The organism is Streptomyces sp. NBC_00654, assembly GCF_026341775.1.
Classification (GTDB): domain Bacteria; phylum Actinomycetota; class Actinomycetes; order Streptomycetales; family Streptomycetaceae; genus Streptomyces.
Genome location: NZ_JAPEOB010000002.1, coordinates 187,969 through 211,645, shown reverse-complemented (window position 1 = coordinate 211,645; position 23,677 = coordinate 187,969). Strand labels below are relative to the sequence as shown.

19 protein-coding genes are annotated in these 23,677 nt (G+C 69.1%); 14 read left to right on the top strand and 5 right to left on the bottom strand.

Going from position 1 to position 23,677, the window contains the following annotated elements; all coding sequences use genetic code 11:
- Positions 1 to 1,227 precede the first annotated feature (1,227 nt).
- Entirely contained in the window at positions 1,228 to 1,650 is a 423-nt protein-coding gene (locus tag OHA98_RS21220; RefSeq protein WP_266928231.1) for an RICIN domain-containing protein, read from the top strand.
- 226 nt (positions 1,651 to 1,876) lie between these two features.
- Here the strand turns inward: OHA98_RS21220 and OHA98_RS21215 are convergent, their stop codons facing one another.
- The gene (locus OHA98_RS21215; RefSeq protein ID WP_266928229.1) at positions 1,877 to 1,999 is read right to left on the bottom strand and encodes a hypothetical protein; all 123 of its coding nucleotides are present in this window, start codon (positions 1,997 to 1,999) and stop codon (positions 1,877 to 1,879) included.
- A 256-nt stretch (positions 2,000 to 2,255) separates the two neighbouring features.
- Positions 2,256 to 2,696, bottom strand: coding sequence for a VOC family protein (locus tag OHA98_RS21210; protein ID WP_266928227.1), 441 nt, complete (start codon positions 2,694 to 2,696; stop codon positions 2,256 to 2,258).
- A gap of 486 nt (positions 2,697 to 3,182) precedes the next feature.
- Between OHA98_RS21210 and OHA98_RS21205 the strand changes: the two genes are divergently transcribed.
- On the top strand, positions 3,183 to 3,644 hold the full coding sequence (locus OHA98_RS21205) for a cupin domain-containing protein (RefSeq protein ID WP_266928225.1): 462 nt from the start codon (positions 3,183 to 3,185) through the stop codon (positions 3,642 to 3,644).
- A 944-nt stretch (positions 3,645 to 4,588) separates the two neighbouring features.
- Here OHA98_RS21205 and OHA98_RS21200 read toward each other — a convergent pair.
- Complete coding sequence (locus OHA98_RS21200; RefSeq protein ID WP_266928223.1) at positions 4,589 to 5,806, bottom strand: CdaR family transcriptional regulator; 1,218 nt, start codon at positions 5,804 to 5,806, stop codon at positions 4,589 to 4,591.
- A 362-nt stretch (positions 5,807 to 6,168) separates the two neighbouring features.
- Between OHA98_RS21200 and OHA98_RS21195 the strand changes: the two genes are divergently transcribed.
- Positions 6,169 to 7,473, top strand: a complete 1,305-nt coding sequence (locus OHA98_RS21195) for an FAD-binding oxidoreductase (protein ID WP_266928221.1) — start codon at positions 6,169 to 6,171, stop codon at positions 7,471 to 7,473.
- A gap of 661 nt (positions 7,474 to 8,134) precedes the next feature.
- Complete coding sequence (locus OHA98_RS21190) at positions 8,135 to 8,719, top strand: GrpB family protein (RefSeq protein WP_266928219.1); 585 nt, start codon at positions 8,135 to 8,137, stop codon at positions 8,717 to 8,719.
- A 96-nt stretch (positions 8,720 to 8,815) separates the two neighbouring features.
- Here the strand turns inward: OHA98_RS21190 and OHA98_RS21185 are convergent, their stop codons facing one another.
- On the bottom strand, positions 8,816 to 9,226 hold the full coding sequence (locus tag OHA98_RS21185) for a hypothetical protein (RefSeq protein WP_266928218.1): 411 nt from the start codon (positions 9,224 to 9,226) through the stop codon (positions 8,816 to 8,818).
- A 466-nt stretch (positions 9,227 to 9,692) separates the two neighbouring features.
- Between OHA98_RS21185 and OHA98_RS21180 the strand changes: the two genes are divergently transcribed.
- Positions 9,693 to 11,066 carry a serine hydrolase gene (locus tag OHA98_RS21180; protein ID WP_266928216.1) on the top strand — a complete coding sequence of 458 codons (1,374 nt, stop codon included), beginning with the start codon at positions 9,693 to 9,695 and terminating at the stop codon, positions 11,064 to 11,066.
- Here OHA98_RS21180 and OHA98_RS21175 read toward each other — a convergent pair.
- On the bottom strand, positions 11,056 to 11,217 hold the full coding sequence (locus OHA98_RS21175; protein WP_266928214.1) for a hypothetical protein: 162 nt from the start codon (positions 11,215 to 11,217) through the stop codon (positions 11,056 to 11,058). The two genes, OHA98_RS21180 and OHA98_RS21175, sit on opposite strands and share 11 nt — an antisense overlap.
- A gap of 40 nt (positions 11,218 to 11,257) precedes the next feature.
- On the opposite strand from OHA98_RS21175, the gene OHA98_RS21170 reads away from it, so the two are divergent.
- From OHA98_RS21170 to menC, 9 genes are all read left to right on the top strand, one after another.
- Positions 11,258 to 12,880 carry an ABC transporter substrate-binding protein gene (locus tag OHA98_RS21170; RefSeq protein ID WP_266928212.1) on the top strand — a complete coding sequence of 541 codons (1,623 nt, stop codon included), beginning with the start codon at positions 11,258 to 11,260 and terminating at the stop codon, positions 12,878 to 12,880.
- A 59-nt stretch (positions 12,881 to 12,939) separates the two neighbouring features.
- On the top strand, positions 12,940 to 13,905 hold the full coding sequence (locus tag OHA98_RS21165; RefSeq protein WP_266928211.1) for an ABC transporter permease: 966 nt from the start codon (positions 12,940 to 12,942) through the stop codon (positions 13,903 to 13,905).
- The gene (locus OHA98_RS21160; protein ID WP_266928209.1) at positions 13,902 to 14,855 is read left to right on the top strand and encodes an ABC transporter permease; all 954 of its coding nucleotides are present in this window, start codon (positions 13,902 to 13,904) and stop codon (positions 14,853 to 14,855) included. The genes OHA98_RS21165 and OHA98_RS21160 overlap by 4 nt, the downstream gene beginning before the upstream one ends.
- Complete coding sequence (locus OHA98_RS21155) at positions 14,852 to 15,817, top strand: ABC transporter ATP-binding protein (RefSeq protein WP_266928207.1); 966 nt, start codon at positions 14,852 to 14,854, stop codon at positions 15,815 to 15,817. Before OHA98_RS21160 ends, OHA98_RS21155 begins: the two co-directional genes overlap by 4 nt.
- On the top strand, positions 15,814 to 16,839 hold the full coding sequence (locus OHA98_RS21150; protein ID WP_266928205.1) for an ABC transporter ATP-binding protein: 1,026 nt from the start codon (positions 15,814 to 15,816) through the stop codon (positions 16,837 to 16,839). Before OHA98_RS21155 ends, OHA98_RS21150 begins: the two co-directional genes overlap by 4 nt.
- A gap of 218 nt (positions 16,840 to 17,057) precedes the next feature.
- Positions 17,058 to 20,438 (top strand): serine hydrolase, encoded by a 3,381-nt coding sequence (locus OHA98_RS21145; protein WP_266928203.1) that lies wholly within the window; start codon positions 17,058 to 17,060, stop codon positions 20,436 to 20,438.
- Between the two features lies 1 nt (position 20,439).
- Entirely contained in the window at positions 20,440 to 21,627 is a 1,188-nt protein-coding gene (locus OHA98_RS21140; protein ID WP_266928202.1) for a M20/M25/M40 family metallo-hydrolase, read from the top strand.
- 14 nt (positions 21,628 to 21,641) lie between these two features.
- Positions 21,642 to 22,541, top strand: coding sequence for a GNAT family N-acetyltransferase (locus OHA98_RS21135; protein ID WP_266928200.1), 900 nt, complete (start codon positions 21,642 to 21,644; stop codon positions 22,539 to 22,541).
- Positions 22,538 to 23,644, top strand: a complete 1,107-nt coding sequence (gene menC, locus OHA98_RS21130) for an o-succinylbenzoate synthase (RefSeq protein WP_266928198.1) — start codon at positions 22,538 to 22,540, stop codon at positions 23,642 to 23,644. Before OHA98_RS21135 ends, menC begins: the two co-directional genes overlap by 4 nt.
- The last annotated feature ends 33 nt before the right edge of the window (positions 23,645 to 23,677 follow it).

Genomic DNA, 23,677 nt, shown 5'->3' with positions numbered 1-23,677 from the left:
CTCCAGGCCCGGACTTGCGCGCGGTAGATAGTCCTCGTACTGGATCTCGGCGGGCTGTGGAGGCGTGGTGAGGACATCGCCGGCAGCAGTGGCGGATCGCCAGAACAGCTGGGTCCTGGGCATGTTCCCCCCTGGGTGATCGCAAGCATGGCGATCGGCCCCTCCGGACAAGGACGGGCGGCGTTGATCCGGTCCACCACGGCGCGTTCTTGCGGAGTGCAGGAGCGAGCGCCTCGCGGCCGACTGTGGGCAGTCGCCCGCAACGTACGCAGCAGGTGGACGTCCTGCGGGAAGGTCGTCGGCAGTACGGCCGGTGCCCGGTGGGTGGGCCGGCGGCGCGAGCCGCGGGAAGACCGTCGCGATGTCGGCCGGGCTCGGCGGGGTGGTGCGGGTCATGCGACCGCCACGTGGTACCGGTCTCAGTTCCCAAGATTTGGCCCATGGTCGTAGGGGGGTGTTCAGGGGGCTCGTCTCATTGAAGACGGGCCATGACGCACCGTTGGGCAGTTGAACCGTGGCGTTCATGCTGACGCCCTGCGGGATCGTGCTGGAGGAGTTCCGGTAGGAGGGAGTCACCACGTAGTGCACGGCAGCGTCCTTGGGCAGCGCGTCCACCGCCTTCCTGACCAGGATCTCGTAGCGGTGCATGCTCACCCCTTTGATGTTCATCCCGAGTTGCCAGTACGGGACAAGGTTCGACCAGTCCGCCTGGGTCCGGCCCCGGAGGATTCGTCAGGCAGGCCTACGCCTTGGTGGCCCGAGCACCGGGAGGGCCCGGGTCCACGGTCTTGTTGCGCAGAGCAACGTTCCGGCTGCTGTTGGCGATCCACCCGCCGACGCTGTCCCTCGCCGAGGGCGGCTTGCTGGTCAGGCAGGCAGCTTTGCCGTCCAAGTGTCATGACCCGTACCTGCCCATGGTTCTCCGGGGTACCGGTGTCCGTGCTGGTCGGGCGCTGTAGGTCAGAGGGGCGGCCGCGCTGACATCTCTCCTCCTACTTGGGAAACAGGTGTCAGCGTTGTATGGGGCTGTGGGACGCAGGGTGGTGCTGTGCCGGCAGACGGGCGTTCCATGGTCCGGGGGTCGGGGAGAGCGGGTTGTTCGAGGGCTTGACGATTCTTCTGAGCCGTCGGACGCCGTGTTCTGGTCATATGGCTCGGTTGTCCGATGACAGGCGGGGAGGTGATGGTTACTTCGGTGGTCGGTTGACCGTCGAATGAGGAGTAGTCATGGCTGTTTTCACTGCTGCGCTGGTGGCCCGTCACAGCGGGAAGGTGGTGTCCGTCACCGCTTCGGGGACCGAGGACGGTGCTGAGGTCGTCCAGTGGACGGACAAGAACAAGACCAATCAGCACTGGAATCTGGTCGCGACGACGGGCGGTTATTACCACGTCATCGCGGTGCACAGCGGCAAGGCCCTGTCCGTCACCGCCTCGGACACCGAGGACGGCGGGACGGTCGTCCAGTGGACGAATAAGAGCAAGCCCAACCAGGAGTGGAAGCTCGTTCAGAAGGACGAGGGGTACTTCTCCCTGGAGGCACGCCACAGCGGCAAGCTTCTGTCCGTCGTCGGCGAGGACACCGCGGACGGCGCCAAGCTCGTCCAGTGGACCGACAAGGGCAAGCCCAACCAGCAATTCCGTCTCGGCTGAACCGACACCCTTCGAGCCCCTGCCGGAAACATCCGACGGGGGTCCACCGTGCGGCAGTTCCCCGAGGCGCTGTGCCCCTCCTTGGCCGCTGTGCGGCCGGGCGGGGTCTCCTGGTGGGCCCGTACGGGCCGCAGGGGCGCCCGTCGGCGATGTTGTCCTCCCTGCCAGCCCGGGGTCACGGGACGCCGGAGGCGATGCTGCTGGCGAATGTCCGGTGGCTGTCGCGCTACCGGACCGGTCGCATCGCTTCCGGGGTAAGGCTGCGGGCCAGCAGCGCGGGGGCGTCGGCCGCCTTCGTCGTCGACCGCAGCACCACGGCGGTGATCGACCCAAAGTCGTCGTGCGACACGGTGGGGTCAGCAAGTCCGTGTCCCTGCAGCGCGACCGGCTATGGATGAGCAGCGGCTTCCGGACCGAGAACGACGGCGGATACAGGACTGCAGTGCGTGTTGTTGTGCCCCCTGTGCCCCTGTGCCCCTGTGCCCCTGTGCCCCTGTGCCGCCGTGGGTGCCTCGTGTCCCGAAGTTCCGCATGTCCTCGTCCACCGCGATGGAGCTGCGGAACCTCGATGATCTCGTTCGGCTGTGTGGTTCGGTTTCTCCTTCTCAGCGCAGTTGCTCGGCCAGTCCGACGATGATGCCCTCCGGGCCGCGGATGTAGCAGAGCAGATAGCTGTCCTCGAACCGGGCGATCTCGCCGACGAGTTCGGCGCCATGAGGGCGCAGGCGGGCAACGGTGTCCTGGATGTCGTCGACGGTGAACATGACGCGGTGCGTGCCCAGAACGTTGTGCGGCTGGTTGCGTGGCCCGGCGCCGATCGCCGCGGGGCTGCGGTATTTCGCCAGCTCGAGCCGACTGTGACCGTCCGGGGTCCGGACCATCGCGATGTCACAGTGGACGCCGTCGAGTCCGGTGCACTGGTCGGCGAAGAGGCCCTCGACCTCCGCTCTGCCTTCCAGCTCCATACCGAGTTCCACGAAGAACGTGATGGCGGCATCCATGTCCTCGACGACGATGCCGACGTTGTCCATCCGCTGAATCGCCATGCTGGTTTCTCCTTCTTCCTCGTGCGGCCGGTGGCGGCCACTGATGTCCCTGGGACGGTGCCGGCCGGTGCCGCGTTCTCGACATCCCCGGACCGCCGAACTCGATTGTCGGGTGACCACTGGCCGTCCGCGACCCAGCGGAACCTGCAGGGTGAGGGCTGATGAACCGAACAGGCACACCGTTCTGTACGACCTCATGGGTGTTCCGGAGCCCGGTTGCCCCTGGACCGCGCCCCCTGCGAACGGCTCGTCACTGCGGTCCTGTCCCGGACCGACCCCGCCGCCCTCACCCCGCACGCCTTCGAGATCCTGGCGCCATCGGATTGTTCTGTGCCGTCGCATGCTGCGTGTGTGCCATGGAGGTGTGAGCGGATTCCCAGGTGCCGGAAGCATGCGCTTTGCCGGAACAGCAAGAGTGATTGCCTGCTTCAGTACGGGAGTTGCAGTCTGGTCCAGGTCAGGAAATTCGATTCGAAAGGCTTCACAATGGCTACTCATGAAGGTGCCGGGCCCGCATCGGACTCTGGTGACCGCGCGCCGATCAACAACCGGGTCCACCACGTGGCATCCGGCGAACTGGACGGCTACGCGGCTATCAGCGGAGGCACCGTTGGCTCGAAGAAGCTCTGGATGGGCCTGGTGGAGAACCCGCCGCTGAGCTCGACGGACAACCATCATCACGGGGATTCGGAGGCTGGTATCTACGTGGTCAGCGGTCACCCCGTGTTCATCTACCACGATGGCACACAGGAGGTACGGCTCGCCGCCAACCCGGGTGATTTCTTCCTCGTCCCCCCATTCGTCCCGCACCGCGAGGAGAACCCCGACCCCAATGAGCCCGCAGTGGTCGTGATCGCCCGGACCACCCAGGAGCCGATCAAGGTCTCCGTGCCCGAGCTGTATCAGCTCAAGGAGACGGACACACAGCCGAGCCGGTCGACGTCGTAGGAATCGAATCGGCGAGGTCATCTTTGGCCGGCAGTGACCTGATGCGCTGGATCCGCAAGAAGGACCGGCGAATCCGGGCGCTCAAGAGGGCCCAACCGTGCTGGGCTCAAATCACCCGCCAGCACCCAAGGCTCTTCGCCTACCGCGCATGGCCGCCGATGTTCCGGTGACCAAGATGGCATAAACCGTGTAGCGGGGGATTGCTGCGACCGGTTCTGTGGGTGCCCGGGTTCGTGATTTCCCCGGCCCCCGGACTGCCAATCGACATATGAATCCCCCTGTCCCTTTCTCGGAAATCGGGTCCGGGCCCAGCGGGACTGGATCGGGCGTCGAATCACCACGCACATCCAGGCTCCGGGATCACTCTGTGGCGGTTCTCGGGGCGTATGTGTCATGGCTTCTGCGCGCCGTTACGGGACGTCGGCCAGGACCTCGTTCTCCGCAGGTCCGCCGGCGGACTGGAGAGAAGCTGACGCGGCACCGATGCCCCGGCATCGGTGCCGCGGACCGCGGCGACTCACCGTGGGGTCCAAACCAGTGACCGAGTCGCACGGCGGGCTGCGCGGCGACCGCCGGCGCCGCGATCTCCGCGACGCCGAGTACACCGCCGACGCCCAGCAGGACGACCAGTACCCTGGCGAAACCCGGCCGGCGCAGCGGACGATCACCGCGCGTGCCACCCCCTCCTGTCCCGCGCAGCGCCCCCGACATCGCGCTGGACAGCATCGCCGCGGTGCCGAGGAGAACGGCGGCCGCGGTCCCCCAGAGCCCGACGCCGGGCGAGCCGGCCACGATGACCGCGGCCGGGCGCGACCGACACCGCCTTGACGGCCGCGCGGACCGGAGGCGTTGGACACGGCAGGGCATCGTGCGTACCGCGTGCCCCGGGGCCGGGCACCGTTCGTGCGGAGTCGGCCGGCCGCGCGCCCAGGGCGAGCGGAGCGTCACACAGGACGGTGCAACTGCGCCATCTTCAGGCCGAGGTGGGCGGTGAGCCGATCATCTCCATGGGACATGTCCAGGCCGGTCAGCTCTTTGACGCGCCGTAGCCGCTGGTAGAGCGTGGAGCGGTGGATGTGCAGCAGCGCGGTGGCCCGCTGGGCGTCGCCGCCCTGGTCGAGGTAGGTGCGCAGGGTCTCGACCAGGTCCTGCTGCCCGGACCCGGGCTCCAGCAGTCGGCACAGGCCGGGATGGATACTCTCGGCCAGCTCGTCCGGTGGGAGCTTGGCCAGCAGCGCGTAGACCCCCAGGCGCGGATAGGCGGCCACCGGGCCCATGACACCGGTAGCACGTGCTACCTCGCTGGCCTGACGGGCCTCCCGGTAGGAGATATGGGCCTCGTTCAGGCGGCGGTGTGTCCCGCCGATACCCACCCAGCACGACGTCCCTGGGCCGGTGCCGAGTTCGGCGACCAGTCTCTCGTGCAGGACACCGGCCAATTCACCGACGGAGCGCTCGATGCCGTCACTCCGGCCACCCGGCCAGATGGTGAGCAGCAGGGCATGATCCGGCCGGGACAGGACGAGGGCGCGGGAGGGCGGCAGTCTCCGCCGAGCGTGGCCGAGGGTGAGAGCCATGGCCAGCCGTTGCTGTTCGGCGAGCGGTTCCCCGGTCCTGTGCGCCACCGTGGCCACCAGGGCGACGACCGGTCCGGCCACGGCCAGTCCCTCCTCGACGAGCGCGGCGGCAGCCTCCTCCCGTACAGCGAGGTCAGGGGCGACCAGATCACGGACGTGTTCACGTTCGTGACTGCGGGAAACCTCGTCGGCCAGGTGATCGCGGTGCAGGATCAGGGCGGCCTGCCCGGCTGTTTCCCGCAGTGCCTCGGCGTCCCTCGGGGTGGCCGGGCCGATCAGCCAGAGGTACCCCTGCAGCGCCCCGTTGTACCGGACCGGCATGCCGGTCCGCTCCACCGCGAAGCCGATCTCCGGGCACGGCGGGACGGTGAAGATATCGGCGGCGCGGGCGGCACCGTGCCGGGTGACATGGGCGGACAACGTGGGCGATACCCCGCGGCGCATGATCGACTCGATGCGGGCGTTGTCGATGTCGCCGGTGTGCGCGGTGTGGGCGAGCAGCCGGATCTGTGCGTCGTCCATAGCCACGGACCGCCCCAGCCGAACGCTGAGCGCATCGATCAATTGCTGCAGTTCGGAGGCCATGTCTTGCATGGTAAGGCCCCGCCGGGCGCGGCGGCACCGTGCGCGGGGCGTCCAGCGGTGGGGCGACACTTGTCGACTCGTACAGGGGTACTCTCGCGACAGTTGTGGGGTGCCGGGGGTGCCCCACAACTCCTATCGTCTTCCGCAGAGCCGACCGGACCGCAAAGCCACCGGCCACCCACCGAGCCGGGCCGCCTCCCGGCGTCGGATTCCCGCTACCACCACCCGACCCCGCCCACCCCGGTGAACTCCCTGCGGCGGCCCGGAGCAGGGGGCTCCAGGGCGATGCCGCCGCACCATGAACGAGCCGGCCCCGGCGCTCACCCCGTACAGCGCCCATCGCACGAAGAAGAGGTGACGTAGTGTCCGATACCGCAGACGTCCTCGTGGTCGGCGCCGGTGTGATCGGCTGCTCGGCGGCACTCGAACTGGTCAAGTCCGGTCTGCGTGTCACTGTGGTGGACAAACTTGATGGGGCCGGCGTGGGCTCCACCGGTGCCTCCAGCGCGATCGTCCGCTTCAACTACTCTGCCCTCGACAGCGTGGCGACCGCCTGGGAGTCCAGGCACTGTTGGGAGCAGTGGCCGGAGCACCTGGAAAAGAGCGGCTCGGGTCGACTTGCCTCCTTCGTACGCACCGGCCTCGTCGCCCTGGACGCGCCTCAGGCGCCACGGGGTCGCGCCACACAGCTGTTCGATCAGGCCGGCGTCCCGTACCAGGAATGGGACGCGGCGGAACTCGCAGAGCGGCTGCCGGCTCTCGACACCGGCCGCTACTGGCCACCCACGCCCGTGGACGACGATGAGTTCTTCGCCGATGCCACCACGCACCTGGGGGCCCTCCATACCCCCGACGCCGGCTACATCGACGATCCGCATCTCGCGACCCTCAACCTGGCCGAGGCGGCGCGGGAACGCGGCGTGACCTTCTGCTTCAACACCGAGGTGACCGCCGTCCTGCAACGGGGCGACCGGGTCTGCGGCGTGCGGCTCGCCGACGGTTCACGGCTCTCGGCCCCCGTGCTGGTCAACGCCGCGGGCCCCTGGTCCGGCGCGCTCAACCGACTCGCGGGGGTCGGCGCCGAGTTCACCGTGCGGGTGCGCCCCCTGCGCCAGGAGGTACACCAGGTCGCCGCCCCACCCGGCTACCATCCGGCGGACGACCTGGGGCCGGTCGTCGCCGACCTCGACCTCGGCATCTACCTGCGCCCCGCCGGGCGGGACTTCCTCCTGGTCGGCGGCACGGAACCGGACTGCGACCCGCTGGAATGGGTCGACGACCCCGACCGGGCCGCCCCCGGCGCCACTGTGACAGGCTTTCGCACCCAGGTGACCCGCGCCGCCCGTCGGCTGCCCGGACTGCGCGTTCCCAACAGGCCCAGCGGGGTCGCCGGCGTGTACGACGTCACCGACGACTGGGCGCCCATCTACGACCGCACCGACCTCGACGGCTTCTACGTCGCCATCGGCACCAGCGGCAACCAGTTCAAGAACGCCCCCCTCGTCGGCCGTTTCGTCACCACCCTGGTTCACGGGACGGAGGCGGGCCACGACCATGACCGACAGCCGTTGCGCTACGCCTGCGAGTACACCGGCCATCACATCAACCTCGGAACCTTCTCCCGCAAACGCCGTCCCAACACCTCCTCCGGCACGGTCATGGGCTGAGCCGACCAAGCCATGTCACCGGAAGGTTCGGGGCGCGTCCCGCAGGCCTTGGAACGGGTGAGCGGAGCCCGCCGGATACCGGGCGCACAGCGGAAGAAGGCCGGTGACCGAGGGGAACCGGGCTGTCGAGCGGCCCTGCGGCAGTCCTCCGACAGCAGTGGATGAGTAGGAACGCCGTCGGCGCGGGGTGTCGGGCGACACCCCGCGCCGACGTAACGCGAAGAAGACCGCGATGCTGCCGACCGACGTACGTGACACCGCCGAGAACAAGGCCGTTCACAGCTGTCTACTGAGGTCTACGCGGCCGAGGACGGTGAGCTGCGGGCAATCACCTCCGGTGAGGCGTCGGCGCGCAGCCCGCGCGTCTCGCCGGACGGCCGGACGCCGGCGTGCCGACGGCAACCGCGTGGACCATGGCAAGGAAACCGGCCTCGCCCGCCTCGGGTCCAACGCGGTCTCATAGCAGGCGGATTCGTCCACTGTGCGGTGGTGGCGGGCACCCGACAGGCGCCGTGTCGCAGATCCGGCCGTGCCACCAGGGTGCCCCGGCGCCGGTGGGAGCGGATGTGGCCTTCACCCGAATCCTGGGCCGGCTCCGGGGCGGCATCCCTGGCACCGCACCGCGTGCTCCGCCACGGTGCCCTCCAGTAGGGTCGATCAGATGGCGAACGACGACCGGGAACCGGTGCAGGCGGAAGAAGGAAACCCCTGGGTACACGGCGCCCCGACGGTTGAGCACATCGAGGTGGTTCCGTACGACGAGGAATGGCCCGGCCGGTATACGGCCCTTGAGGCCCGGATCGCGGAGGCGCTGGGGGACAGGGCCCTCGAAATCGCCCACGTGGGTTCCACCGCGGTGCCGGGCCTCGCGGCCAAGGACGTCATCGACATCGACCTCACCGTCAGGGACCCGCGCCGGGAGGAAACATACGTTCCACAACTCACCGCACTCGGCTACGACCTCACGGTACGCGAGCCGTGGTGGCACGAGCATCGCATGCTCCGACTTGCGCAACCGCGCGTGAATCTTCATGTGTTCGGACCCGGCACGCCCGAACTCTCGCGGCACCTGATGTTTCGGGACTGGCTGCGGTCACACCCGGACGACCGCGAGTTGTACGCGCAAGCGAAGGCAGCCGCCGCGCCCGGCGCCTGCTACGCGATGGAGTACAACTCCAGGAAACAGTCGGTGGTGGAACAGATCTATGAACGGATGTACGCGGGCCGGCACCGAAGTGATCCTTGACCTGCGGCGGCGGAGAAACGACCGAAGCACGGCGAGTTCGTCTCCCGTGCTCATCGCCGGGTTTCCTGGCGCTTCATGAACACGGGACAGCCGTTCTCAGATCCTCGGATCCAGTGTCCGTCCGTCCAGGATCAGGGTCCAAGGCCCATGCCGGAACATCCCCTGGCGTTCACCAACGAGGGTGTGCCGACGATCGGAGCGTTCGACGACGCAGCAAGTCCGGGAGATCCATGCCTGCCGTTCAACCTCGGCGTGAGATAAGTCGCGCGAGCGACTCTGTGGGCCGGCAGAGCCAATCGAGGAGGCGGCTGGTGACAACGAACCAGTGGATACTGCTGCGGCCTTGCTCATTTCCAGGATGAGTGGTGCCTCATCCCGGTAGACGTAGTGAAGGCAGCGGCGGCGGATCGGTGCTCCGGCTATGCGCAGCACCGGTGAAGCGACAAGTATGGCCACCGGGATGAAGACTCTCGCGGCGGTGAGCTTCCCTTTCTCCTCGTATCGCATGCGTTCAGTGTGCTGATCCTCGACGTCGCTCGTCAGCCCGTCCTGCGGGGTTCGGTGCCGACGTTGTGGTGGGCGGGCCGGTTGTATCCCTCGCCGGTGGCGAGCACTCTGTCGACGTCCTGACCGGGGCCTGCTCGGCCAACTGGGCCCAGCCCGAAAGTTGCCGGGCCGGGCCGCTGGGGGATCCGGCTGCCCGCTGACCACACCGCCGCCGGCGAGCACCTCCATCCGGCACGGGCAGCGCCACTGCCGTTTGGCCGATTCCACAAGGCTCCGAAGGAACTTCTGAAATCGCCTCCAACGAAGACGCGTACCCACCGGTCCAGACTTTCCCCGTGGCAGGGACTGCACCTGCTGCCCCCGCAGCCGGTGCTGCTTCCGGACATCAGCGCCGCTCATACACGGCGACACACAGCCGCAACGCCATCGGACCCGATTCGTACTCGCTGAACAGGGTGATCCCGCTATGAACTCCATGTCCCATCCACCGGCACCATCGCCCCTCAAGGCCGTCGGGAGTGCCGAGCGAGCATTGCGCGAAGCGCCGTTCGCCGCCGGGCTGTCGATGGCCGTGACCGACCGCACCGGTGTCCTGGCGTCGAGCGCGCACGGGCTCGCCGACGTCGCCGCCGGGCGGCCGGTCACCGCCGACACGCTCTTCGAGATCGGCTCGGTCTCGAAAGGATTCACCTGTGCGCTGCTGCTGCAGGCCCAGGACGCGGGGCTGATCGACCTCGATCAGCCGGTGGCCCGGTACCTGCCGTGGTTCCGGGTGCGCTCGCGCTTCGCCCCCGCCACCGTACGGCACCTGATGACGCACACCGCGGGGATCATCGAGGGCTCGGACTTCTCGGGGGAAGCGGCGTTCGAGGTCTGGTCGCTGCGCGAAACTGAGGCGACGTCCCCACCGGGGACCTGGTTCCACTACTCCAACGTCGGCTACAAGGCGCTGGGCCTTGTCCTGGAAGCCGTCCACGAGCGGCCCTACCACCAGATTCTGAGAGAGTTCCTGCTGGCTCCGCTGGGCATGACGTCCTCGGTACCAGCGATCACCGACGAGGTGCGGCCCCGGCTGGCGGTGGGCTACGAACCGCGCTCCGGCGCCGGTGCCCCGGTCCCGACCGAGGGTCTGATACCCGCGACCTGGCTCGAAACCGCCACCGCGGACGGCAGCATCGCCGCCACCGCGCTGGACATGACGGCTTGGCTGAGACTTCTGCTCGGTACGGGCACCGGCCGCCTGCTGTCGGACCGCGGCCGGGACGAGATGTTCCTCCCCGCGATCGCCGTCGACGACGACCTCGGCTGCTCCTACGGCCTGGGCATCAGGACGGGCGAGATCGACGGGCGCCGTCATGTCTGGCATTCCGGTGGAATGATCGGCTACTACTCGGCGGTCGCCTGCGACCTCGACGCGGGGATCGGAGCCGTCGTCCTTGCCAACGGGCCCGGCCCCTGGCAGGAAGCAGCGCTGCACGCTCTCGCCGCCGTACGCGCCGAAGCTGCGGGAGAGCCGGTCCCCGAACTCACCGTTCTGCCGTACGACGAGGAGCCTCCTCGCGCCGACCCCCCGCCTCCGGCGTGGGAGCCGATCGTCGGCCACTACCGCTGTCACAACCCCTGGCTGCCCGGCCTGCGCGTCCTCGCACGCGACGGCGGGCTGTGGGCCTGTATGGGCGACGGTGACGAGCAGGTGCTCACCCAACTGCCGGACGGCAGCTTCCGGATCGGCGCGGACGAACGGTCACCGGAGCGTCTGCGGTTCGACACCGTGATCGGCGGCACCGCGACCCGCGCCACACACTCCGGGTGCGCTCTGTACCGGTCGTTCACCCCCTGAGACCGGAACCGGACGACCCCTCCGACGCGACGAGCGTCACCGGATCGCCGAGCACCGACACCGCAGCGGTCGCGTCCCCCTCCCCGCAGGACCACAGGATCTCCACTCCCACCCGTACCCGAGGTGATGTCCCCATGAGATTCAGACGCACCCTCGCTCCTTGCCCTGCCCGGTCACGTGGACCGAGCCGCTTGCGGCGAAGTGGCGTTGCCGTCGCCGTCGTGATGGCCCTCTGCTTCAGCGCCGCCTGCAACAGTTCGGCCACCCCGAACGTCTTCCGGCTCGGCGGCACCGAACCGATCGACTCGATGAACCCGTTCGTCGCCGTGAACTCGTCGTCGTACGCGGTCTTCGAGAACATCTATCCGTCCCTGGTCCAGGTCGACCCCGCGCTGAAGACCGTGCCGGACTTCGCCGACAGCTGGCAGATGTCGCCGGACGGAAAGACCTGGACGTTCCACACCGAGCCCGGCGCGAAATGGTCCGACGGCGAACCACTGACAGCCGCGGACGCGGCCTGGACCTTCGAAACGGTTATCAAGCACCAGGAAGGCCCCACGGGCAGCCTGGCAGGCTACGTCGCCTACATGGAGAGCGCCACCGCACCCGATCCCAACACCCTGGTGCTGAAGTACTCCCGGCCGGTCGCCAACGTCCTCGCCCAGATGTCGGGCATACAGATCCTGCCCGAGCACATATGGGCGCGGTTCGCGGCCGGCGACGGCAAGGGCCTGCTCACCTTCACCAATCCGGCACCGGTCGTTTCCGGCGGCCCGTTCACCCTGGTCAAGTACGCCCAGGGCCGCATCGCACTGCTGAAGCGCAACCTGCGGTACTACGGCCCCGCCCCGCACATCGACGGACTCGGTCTGCAGTTCTTCGACACCGACGACGCGATGATCACCGCACTGAAGAACGGCCGTCTCGACGGGGTGCAGTCGGTGGCGCCGACTTCGGTGGCCGCGCTGAAATCGGCGGGCCTCGTCGTGGCGTCAGCCCCCGGAGCGGCGTTCGACGACTTCATCCTCAACGCGAACCCGAATCAGGCGGCCGACCACCGTGAGCTGGTCGACCCGCTGGTCAGGCAGGCATTCGACCGAGCGATCGACAGGAACGCGATCGTCAGGACGGCACTGCTCGGCTTCGGCCGGCCCGGGGCGTCGATCATCCCGCCGTCGACCGGGCACTGGAGCGACCCGACGATCAAGCCGACCCCGTACGACCCGGCCGCGGCGAACCGTCTCCTGGACGAAGCCGGATACCGCATGGGGCCCGACAAGATCCGGATCGCGAACGGCCACCCGATGTCGTACACCGTGATCATGCCCGCCAGCATCACCAACGGGTACGGGGCCCGCTCGTTCCTGATCATTCAGGCCGGCTTCAAGAAGATCGGCGTCCGGCTCGTCCCGAAGCACATGGACGCCTCCGCTGCCAATGAGGCCCTCTTCGCCAAGAAGTACCAGAGTTTCGAGGCCGCGATGTGGGGCTTCTCGCTCACGACGGACCCGGACGGGATGCTCTCCTATCTGACCTGCCGGTCCCGGTACAGCCTCAACGACACCGGGTACTGCACCAAGTCCTGGGACGGGCTGTACGCGAAGCAGGCCACGGCGATGAACCCGGCGGTCCGGCAGCGGATCGTCCATCAAATGCAACAGACCGCCGCCCGGGAGCATTTGTACCTGGTGCTGGACTATCCGGATTCGATCGAGGCGCACTCCGCGTCCTGGACCGACCTGCCGATGATCGAGGGCAGTTCGTTCTCGGCAACCTCGAAGATCCCGTTCCAGACCGTCCACCGGGTCGGGTGAGCGATGAGCCACGACATGCGGAGTCGGCTCACCCACTCCCCGGCTGAAGGGGGAGGCCTGTGAACCGCACGGAACATCTGCTGAAGAGAGCGGCGTTCGCGCTGACCACGATCTTCGTGGCGGTGACGACCAACTTCTTCCTCTTTCGCGTGCTGCCGGGTGACGCGGTGACGAACTTGGCCCGGGTGCCGCACGCCAGCCCCCAGCTCAAGCACGCGCTGACCGTGGAATTCGGGCTGGACAAATCGAAATGGGAGCAGTATCTGATCTATTTGCGCAACCTCTGCCACGGGGACATGGGCATGTCGTTCGCCCATCGGCAGCCGGTGCGCGAACTGCTGGTCGCGGACCTGATGAACACGGTGCCGTTGGTGCTGGCCGGTACCGTCGCCGCGATCGTCGCGGGCGTCCTCGCGGGAGTCGTCTCTGCCTGGCGGCGCGCGTCAGCAGCCGATCACCTGAGTACGAACCTGGCGATCTTCGCGTACGCGCTGCCCAGCCAGTGGATCGGTCTGGTGCTCCTGATCCTTTTCGCCGGCGTCCTTCCGTCGGGCGGGATGATGAACGAGTTCCTCTTCGAGCCCGCGCCGTTCTGGCAACACCTGGGTGACATCGGTACACACGCGATCCTGCCGGTCGTCACGCTGATGCTCACCGCCTACGGCGGCTACACACTGGTCGTACGCTCGTCGATGCTGGAGATCCTCGGAGAGGACTACGTCCTGACCGCGCGGGCCAAGGGCCTGCCGGCCCGGCGCATCGTCTGGAGGCATGCGGCGCGCAACGCGATGCTGCCGATGGTCACGCTGATCGCTCTGGACCTCGGATACATCGTCGGCGGCGCCGTGCTGATCGAGGTGCTCTTCAGCTGGCCCGGTATCGGCCTGGCCATGTACACCGCAATCAGCCAGCGGGACTACCCCATGCTGCAAGGCGGATTCCTGATCCTGACCGTCTCGGTGATCCTCCTGAACTTCCTCGCCGACCTGGTCTACGCCCGACTCGACCCGAGGATCCAGCGATGAGTGTGCAGATCAGCAAGGCGTCACCCGGCGCGGAGGCCGTCGGTCCACACCCGAGCGGTTTCCTTCGCACCGCGTTGCGTGAGCACAAGGCCGCCGTCGCGGGCCTTGCCGTCATCGTGTTCTTCGTCGTTCTGTCCGTGATCGGGCCCTACATATCGCCGTACAGCGCGACAGCGCAGACCTGCGCGGTCTACGCCCCGCCGTCGGCGCAGCACTGGCTCGGTTGTGACGACGGTGGCATCGACATGCTGTCGGAACTCATACAGGGCGGGCGTGTCTCGCTGCTGGTCGGCTTCGCCGCCACCCTGATCTCCATGGTGATCGGGGGAGGATTCGGGATCCTGTCCGGTTACTTCGGCGGCTGGGTCGATACCTCGCTGATGCGGATCACGGACTACCTGCTGGTCATTCCCGACCTGGTGCTCGCCATGGTGATCGCCGAAGTGTGGGGGGCGAGTCTGTTCCACGTGATCATGGTGATCGGCATCCTCGAGTGGACCTCCACCGCCCGCATCATCCGAGCCCAGGTCATGTCGATCCGTGAGCGTGTCTACATCAAACGCACGCGCGGACTGGGCGCCGGCAACGCCCGCATCATCGGACGGCACATCCTGCCGCAGGTCGGACCGCTCCTGGTCGCCAACACCGTGCTGACCGTGGCCGTGGCGATCTACCTGGAGACAGCACTGGCGTTCCTGGGCCTGCAGGACCCAGGCGTGACGACCTGGGGAACCATCCTGAACAACGCGTTCCAGCGCACCGCGATCAGCTCCGGAGCCTGGTGGGCGATCGTCCCGGACGGATTCGTGATCGCCGCGGTGATCGTCGGCTGCTTCCTGCTCGGCCAGGCCATCGAAGACACCCTCAACCCCCGGTTGAAGGTTGCCCATCTCTCAGTACGCCGCTGGCGGCTGCGCCCGCTGATCGGAAGAGGCGAGGACGCGATATGAGCCTTCTGGAGTGCAGGGACCTGCATGTCTGGTTCGACCAGAAGCACGGCGGCCGGGTACACGCGGTCAACGGGGTGAGCTTCGACCTGGACGCGGGGCAGCGGCTCGGCCTCGTGGGCGAGTCCGGGTGCGGCAAGACCACGACGATCCTGGCGCTGATGGGGCTGTTGCCGCCGACCGCCTCGGTGGCGGGCGAGGTCCGCATCAACGGCACCGACATTCTGCGCGGCGGCGAGGAATCGGTCCGCCCGTTCCGCTGGCGGGACATCGCCATGGTGTTCCAGGGCGCGATGAACGCCTTCAACCCGATGAAGACCGTCGCCTGGCAGATCGCCGAACCGATGGTCCACCACGGCGTCGCGGACCGGGCTCGGGCCCGCGGCCGCGCCGGTGAACTGCTGGAGCTGGTCGGAATCCCCGCCGCGGCCGGGAAACGCTACCCGCACGAGTTCTCCGGCGGGATGCGCCAACGCGCGGCGATCGCGATGGCCCTCGCCTGCGAGCCGAAGATCCTGCTCGCCGACGAGCCGACCACCGCGCTGGACGTGATGGTCCAGGCGCAGGTCCTGGAACTGCTGACCCGTCTCTGCGACGAGCTGGGCCTCGCGCTGATTCTGGTGACGCACGATCTGCCGGTGGTCGCCCAGACCTGTGAGCGGGCCGCCGTCATGTACGGCGGCGAGATCGTGGAGGACGGGCCGGTCGCCGATCTCTACCATGCCGCCCGCCATCCCTACACCCGGCTGCTGTTCGCCGCCACACCCGACCTCTACGGGGAGGAGCGGATCACCACGATCCCCGGGGGGCCGCCCCGGCTGGACTCCGTGATCGCCGGCTGCCCGTTCCGGCCGCGGTGCGACGTGCCGATGGAGCGGTGCGACAGTGAGCGCCCAACGCTGAGTACCACCGGCCCGGACCACCGTGCCGCCTGTCACCGCAACGAACTCCAGGGGGCGAAATGAGTACGCCACACACGGCGGGGCCAGCGGCGGAATCACTGCTGGAAGTGGACGGACTGGCGGCACGCTACCCCGTGCGTCGCGGCCTGACCCACGTACTGGCACGCCGGACAAGGCGCTGGGTGCACGCAGTCGACGGAGTCAGCCTCAGCCTGGCCCGCGGCGAGATGGTCGCCCTGGTCGGCGAGTCCGGCTGCGGGAAGACCACGACCATCCAGACGATCAGCGGCATGGTCCCGCCTTCCTCCGGCTCGATCCAGCTGGAGGGAACCGAGATCGCCGGCCTGTCCGAACGGAGGTTGCGCCCCCTGCGCAGACGGATGCAGATGATCTACCAGGATCCCTACGAATCACTGGATCCACGGTTCCGGGTCAGCCAGACGCTGGTGGAACCGATGCTCATCCACGGTATCGGCGGTTCGCGGAGCGACCGGGCCGGACGTGCCGCCGAGGCCCTGGAACGGGCGGGCCTCGCGCCGGCGGGGGCCTTCCTCGACCGCTACCCGCACGAGCTGTCCGGCGGGCAGCGTCAGCGCGTGGCGATCGCCGCGGCACTGGTCCTCGGCCCTGACCTGCTGCTCGCCGACGAACCCGTGTCCATGCTCGACGTCTCGGTCCGTGCCGGAGTGCTCTCCCTCCTCGACGCGCTGCGCCGCGACCCCGGGATGGGAATCCTGATGATCACTCACGACCTCTCCACCGCAGCCCACTTCGCGGACCGCATCGCGGTCATGTACCTGGGCCGCATCGTCGAGCAGGGCGCGGCGCAGACAGTGGTCCGCGCTCCGCGTCACCCTTACACCCGGGCCCTGCTGTCGGTGGTTCCCGACCGGGACCCCCGCAAGGCCGGGACACCGCAGGTTCTGACCGGCGAGGCCCCCGACCCGGCCGACGTGCCGTCCGGCTGCCGGTTCCGCACCCGCTGCCCCGTCGCCGAAGCGCGGTGTGCGACGGCCGATCCACACCTGCGACTCCCGTCGGACGCGACGGACCCGGGCCACGAGGTCGCCTGCCATCTCGCCTGAAGGCTGTCCCGCGATCCCCGGTGGATCGGCGCGCGGCGTCGGACGCGGTGCGTCGTAAGGCGGAGGAGCGTCCTCGTACTGGACGTACGAGGACGATTCCGGCAACGCCGCGAGCGTGCGTGACGGCCGTCGCGGGCCAGGCGGGACACGCCGGACAGGCCCCGGGACACCTGCCGATCGTGAAGATCCCCGGCACACCCTCCAACCGAAGAGAAGCCATGACCTTGACCAAGCCCTCGCGCGCGGCACGCCGCCAGCGCATCGACGACCTGACCACGTTCGCCGTTCCGGAGCAGCCGGCACTGTCGCCGGACGGCAACGAGTGCCTCTACGTGCTGCGCACCTGCGACGCGGAAGCCGACCGGAACGTGCGCGCCGTCTGGCGCGTCGGCACCCGCACCGGCCGGCCGCGGCAACTGACCCACGGCACGGCCGACACCTCACCCGCGTGGTCACCGGACGGCGGACACATCGCCTTCCTGCGCTCGCGGGACGGGGCAGCGCAGATATGGCTGCTCCCCGCCGACGGCGGGGAGGCCCGGCAACTGACCACACTTCCGCTCGGGGCCGGTGCGCCCGTGTGGAGCCCGGACGGCTCGAAGATCGCCTTCGTGGCAGCGGTGGATCCGCTCGCGGCCGGCTCGGACGGCATGTCGCCCGAGGTTCGCGCGAACGCACCGCTCGTCGCGGACCGGCTCACCTATCAGGAGGACGGCGCGGGTCTGCTGGGCGCCGTACGCCGTCACCTGCACGTCCTCGACCTGGCCACCGGACGGTGCCGCCAGGTGACCGAGGGGGACTGGCATGCCAGCCATCCTGCCTGGTCACCGGATTCGAAACGGCTGGCGTTCGCCGCGGCGATGGCTCCGGACGCGGATCTGCGGGCCCGCATGCCCCTGTACGTCCTCGACGTGAGCGGCGAGCCGGCGGAGCCGGAGCCGGCCGGCCTGCCCGACGGGTTCGCCGGTCCGATCCTGTGGACGCCGGACGCAACGGCACTCCTCGTCGTGGGGACTGCCGGCGAACCGGCCGGCCACGCCCGCCTCCTGCGTGTTCCGCTCGACGGCGGCGCACCGGAAGAGCCCGCCGCCGCACTGGACCGCAACGTGATGCCGGGTGGTCCGGGCTACCCCGGGGCCCTGCCGCAGTTCGGCGACAACGGTCGCACGATCCTGTTCTGCGCCCGTGATCGCGGCTGTACCCATCTGTACGCGGTGTCCGCCGAGGGCGGCACTCCCCGTCCACTCGTCGCGGGTGCCGGGCGGAACGTCATGGGCCTGTCAGTGGCGGGTGACACGGCCGTCATGGTGCTCGGCACGCCGGCCTCGTTCGGCGAGATCGTCACCGTGGACCTCGCGACGGGTGCGGAAGCGGTCCGGACCGAACACGGGGCGGGTCTGGCCGATGTCGAACTGTTCCCGCGCGAGGAACGGGAGTTCACCGTCTCGGACGGCACGGTCGTCCAGGGCTGGCTCGTCCACGACCCGGCCGTGGAAGGTGCACGCCCGCTGCTCCTGGACATCCATGGCGGACCGCACAACGCGTGGAACGGTGCCGCCAACGAGGTGGAGCTCTACCACCAGGAACTCGTGGCGCGCGGCTGGGCCGTACTGCTGCTGAACCCCCGCGGCAGCGACGGGTACGGCGAGCGGTACTGGAACGCCGCGGTCGGTGCCTGGGGCGAGGCCGATGCGAAGGACCTCCTGGAACCCATCGACGATCTCGTGGCAGCGGGGATCGCCGACCCTGCCAGGCTGGCCGTCTCCGGCTACAGTTACGGCGGATATCTGACCTGCTACCTCACCAGCCGGGACGACCGGTTCGCGGCCGCGGTGACCGGTGGAGTGATCAGCGACCTCGTCAGCCTGACCGGCACGGCCGACGACGCCCATGTGTTCGGCCTGTCCGAACTCGGTGCTCTTCCGTGGACCGCCCCGGACCGCTACGCGGCGATGTCACCGCTGACCCGGGTCGACCAGGTCAGGACGCCGACCCTGATCCTGCACGGCACGGCGGACCTGGGCTGCCCGGTCGGCCAGGCCCAGCAGTGGCACACGGCGCTGCGGGGGCGTGGCGTACCCACCCGGCTCGTGCTCTACCCGCAGGCATCGCACCTGTTCGTCCTCGACGGGCCGCCGTCGCAGCGGATCGACTTCAACCGTCGCATCGTGGACTGGGTCGAGCAGTACGCCGGCAGGAGCTCCGGTCCCGCACGGCCCCGCCTCGACGCCGCGCACTGGCAGCGCCGGCTGACCACGCTTGCCGAGTACCACCACGTACCCGGAGCCACGCTCGGCATCCTGCGGATGGGTTCCGGCAGCGAGGACGAGTTCGCCGAAGCTGCGTACGGCGTGCTCAACAAGGACACCGGTGTCGGGACGACGACCGACTCCCTATTCCAGATCGGCTCGATCACCAAGGTCTGGACGGCGACGGTCGTCATGCAGCTCGTCGACGAGGGTCTGCTGCGCCTCGACACCCCGATCGCCGAAGTCCTGCCCGAGCTGCGGCTTTCCGGGCCGGACATCGCCAAGCACGTGACCATGCGGCATCTGCTCACGCACACGAGCGGCATCGACGGCGACGTCCTCACCGACACCGGACGAGGAGACGACTGCCTGGAGAAGTACGTGGCACTGCTGGCCGGCGTGGCGCAGAACCATCCGCCGGACGCGACCTGGTCCTACTGCGACGCCGGCTTCTCGCTGGCCGGCCGGGTGATCGAGAAGCTGACCGGCGACACGTGGGACGAGGCCATTCGGAAGCGGCTCTTCACCCCGCTGGGCCTTGAGCGTACGGTGACGCTGCCCGAGGAGGCGCTGCTGCACCGCACCGCCGTCGGCCACATGACCGGCGGCGGGACCGAGCCGGTGCGTGTACCGGTGTGGGGACTGCCGCGAGCGGTGGCGCCCGCCGACCTGATCAGCTCGACCGTCGCCGACGTGCTCACGTTCGCGCGAATGCACCTCGCCGGCGGGACGGCGCGCGATGGCACCCGGCTGCTCACCGAGGAGAGCGCCGCGGCGATGGCCGATGCCCAGGTGGAACTGCCGGCCCACTACGACCGCGCCGACTCATGGGGCCTCGGCTGGTCCCGTATCGGCTGGGACGGCCGCCGGCTCCTCGGGCACGACGGCTCGACGAGCGGACAGGTCTCCTGTCTGCGCCTGCTGCCCGACGAGCGTCTTGCGGTCGCTCTGCTCACCAACGGCGGCGACACGACGGGGCTGTACGAGGACCTGTTCGGCGAGATCTTTGCCGAGCTCGCCGACGTGGCGATGCCGCCACCGCTCGGCCCACCGGCCCTGCCCGTGCCGCAGGACGTACGACCCCATCTGGGCACGTACGAGCGGGCGGGCGTCCGGATGGAGGTGCTCGACGGGGACGACGGTCCGATCCTGCGGACGACGGTCACCGGCCCGCCGGCCGGTCCGACGCCCGGTCCGGAGACCGAGCAGGCGATGGTGCCGGTCAAGGAGAACCTGTTCGTCGTCCACGACCCCGAGAGGAAGTCCTGGGCTCCGGTGACCTTCTACGCCCTGCCGACAGGCGAGCGGTATCTGCATGTCGCCCTGCGCGCCACGCCGAAGGAAGACTGACATGGACCTCGCGACGCTTGTCGCCGACATGACCGCCGCGCTGCCGAAGATGCTCGCCGACATCGAGGCGCTCGTGACGTGCGAGTCGCCGTCCAGCGATCGGGCCGCGCTCGCCAGAAGCGCGGACACGGTGGCACGGATCGGCGCAGCGCGGCTCGGAGTGGCCCCGGAACGCATCGTCCTGGACGGGCGTACGCACCTGCGCTGGCGCCTCGGCGACGGGCCGTCCCGTGTGCTGCTGCTCGGGCACCACGACACCGTATGGCCGATAGGGACGCTGAGGACTCATCCGTTCACGGTCGCCGACGGCGTGCTGCGCGGCCCGGGCTGCTTCGACATGAAGGCGGGCCTGGTGCTGGCGATGCACGCCGCGGCCCGCCTTCCCGACCCCTCGGGCGTGACGATTCTGATCACCGCCGACGAGGAGATCGGCGCGCCCGGCTCGCGGACGCTCATCGAGACCGAGGCCACCGGCCTGGCCGCGGCTCTGGTGCTGGAAGCGGCAGCCGACGGAGGCGCGCTCAAGACCGAGCGCAAAGGTGTCTCGCAGTACGAGGTGGCCGTCTCGGGCCGGGCCGCCCACGCCGGTCTGGAACCCGAGCGCGGTGTCAACGCCACCGTCGAGACAGCTCGTCAGGTGCTGGCAGTGACCGCGCTCGCCGCCCCGGACCGGGGCACGACGGTCACACCGACGCTGATGTCTGCGGGTGTCACGTCGAACACCGTGCCGGCCTCCGGGGCGTTCACGGTCGATGTGAGGGTCCGCGACGTCGCCGAGCAGCACCGGATCGACGCCGCGATGCGCGCCCTGCAGCCGATGCTGGACGGTGCGCGCGTGGAGATCACGGGCGGCCCGAACTGTCCGCCGCTGGCCGCGGAGGCGTCGGCAGCCCTGTACGCGCGCGCCGTGGCCGTGGCCGCCGACCTGGGACTGCCGCCACCCATCCGTGCTGCGGTGGGTGGCGGCTCGGACGCCAACTTCACCGCCGGCGTCGGCACCCCCACGCTGGACGGGCTCGGCGCGGTGGGCGGCGGTGCCCACGCCGACGACGAGCATGTGCTGGTAGCCGCGTTGCCGGCAAGCGCCGCCCTGGTCGCGGCGCTCGTCGCCGGGTTGCTCGACGAGGCGTCGGCCGGTCCCTCCCCAGCGGGCCGGTCACGACCGTTCCGGACGAGGTCACGAGAATGAGAATGGAGCGAGTGGTGGACTTGTACAGTCTCCGCGCCGGTGCGGAGCCGGGCCCTGACGCCGCGGTGAACGCCGCAGACCTGGCGGCGCGCGCGGCGGGCGTTCAGGTGCGCGAGGTCGCCGAAATCGGTGAACTCGAAGCGGTGAACAGGCTTTACGACACGATCTGGCGCCCCGACCCGGCGAGCCCGCCGGTGCCGCTCGACTTCCTGCGAGCCCTGGCCAAGGCCGGAAACTACGTCACCGGCGCGTTCGACGGACCCCGGCTGGTGGGCGCGTGTGTCGGCTTCTTCGGCCCACCCGCGTCGGAGGCGATGCACAGCCACATCGCCGGTGTGTCCGCGGCGGCACACGGCCGGAGCGTCGGCTTCGCCCTCAAGCTGCACCAGCGCGCCTGGGCGATGACGCGTGGCGTCTCGGAGATCGCGTGGACCTTCGACCCACTCGTCAGCCGCAACGCGTACTTCAATCTGGCCAAACTCGCCGCCGGGGCCACGGAGTACCTGACCAATTTCTACGGCGGCATGCACGACGGCATCAACGGATACGACGATACCGACCGGCTGCTCGTCCGGTGGTCCTTGCACACGCCCGAAGTGGCGGCCGCCGGCGCCGGAACGGTCCGGCCGTGCGACGCGGAGTCCGAGCGGCGGCGCGGAGCCGTGGTGGTGCTCGCCTGCTCCGACGACGGGTTGCCGGTGCCCGGCGTGCCGGACGGCGACACGCTGCTGGTGGCCGTGCCGCCGGACATCACGTCGCTGCGCGCGGCAGAGCCCGAACACGGCCGGGCGTGGCGCACCGCGCTCCGTGAGGTGCTCACGGCAGCGATGGCGGATGGCCTCCACATCGCCGGATTCGACAAGTCCGGTTGGTACGTCCTCAAGCGCGACACAACAGAAGGGCAGCACGCATGAAACTGACCGGAGTGGAACTCCGCCGGATCCGCCTGCCACTCGTGGCACCGTTCCGTACCTCGTTCGGCACCGAGACGGAGCGCGAAGCCCTGCTCCTGCGTGTGGTCGCCGACGAGGCGGAGGGCTGGGGAGAATGCGTCGCCACGGTCGATCCGCTGTACTCCTCCGAGTACGCCGACGCCGCGGTGGATGTACTGAGCCGCTTCCTCGTTCCCGCCCTCGCGGCGCACGATCGGCTGAGCGCCAATGCCGTCGCACCCGCACTGGCCCGGTTTAAGGGACACCGGATGGCCAAGGCGGCGCTCGAAATGGGAGTGCTCGACGCGGAACTGCGCGCCCTGGGCCGGCCGCTGGCGCAGGAGCTCGGCGCCGCACACGACCGTGTCCCCTGCGGGGTCTCGGTCGGCATCATGTCCTCCATCGGAGAGCTCCTCGACGCCGTCGGCGGCTACCTCGACGAGGGATACGTCCGTATCAAGCTGAAGATCGAACCCGGATGGGACATCGAACCGGTACGCGCGGTACGCGAGCGGTTCGGCGACGATGTGCTGTTGCAGGTCGATGCGAACACGGCGTACACACGCGCCGATGCGCACCATCTCGCAAGGCTCGACCCCTTCGGCCTGCTGCTGATCGAGCAGCCGCTCGACGAAGAAGACATCCTCGGCCACGCCGAGCTGGCCGAGGCTGTCCGCACGCCCATCTGTCTGGACGAGTCCATCACATCGGCCCGCGCGGCTGCTGACGCGATCAGGCTCGGCGCGTGTTCGATCGTCAATGTCAAGCCCGGACGCGTCGGTGGGTATCTCGAGGCCCGCCGCATCCACGACGTCTGCGTCGCTCACGGCGTGCCGGTGTGGTGCGGTGGGATGCTGGAGACCGGCCTGGGCCGGGCGGCGAACATCGCACTGGCAGCGCTGCCGGGCTTCACACTGCCCGGCGACACATCCGCCTCGGACCGCTACTACCGGACGGACATCACTGCTCCGTTCGTCCTGAGCGACGGCCACCTTCCGGTGCCGACAGGCCCCGGTATCGGCGTCATGCCCCTCCCCGAGGAACTGAAGGCAGTCACCATCAGTACCCAGTGGCTGCCTCTGTAGACCGCTGGACAGACCGCTGGACGCGATCCGGCC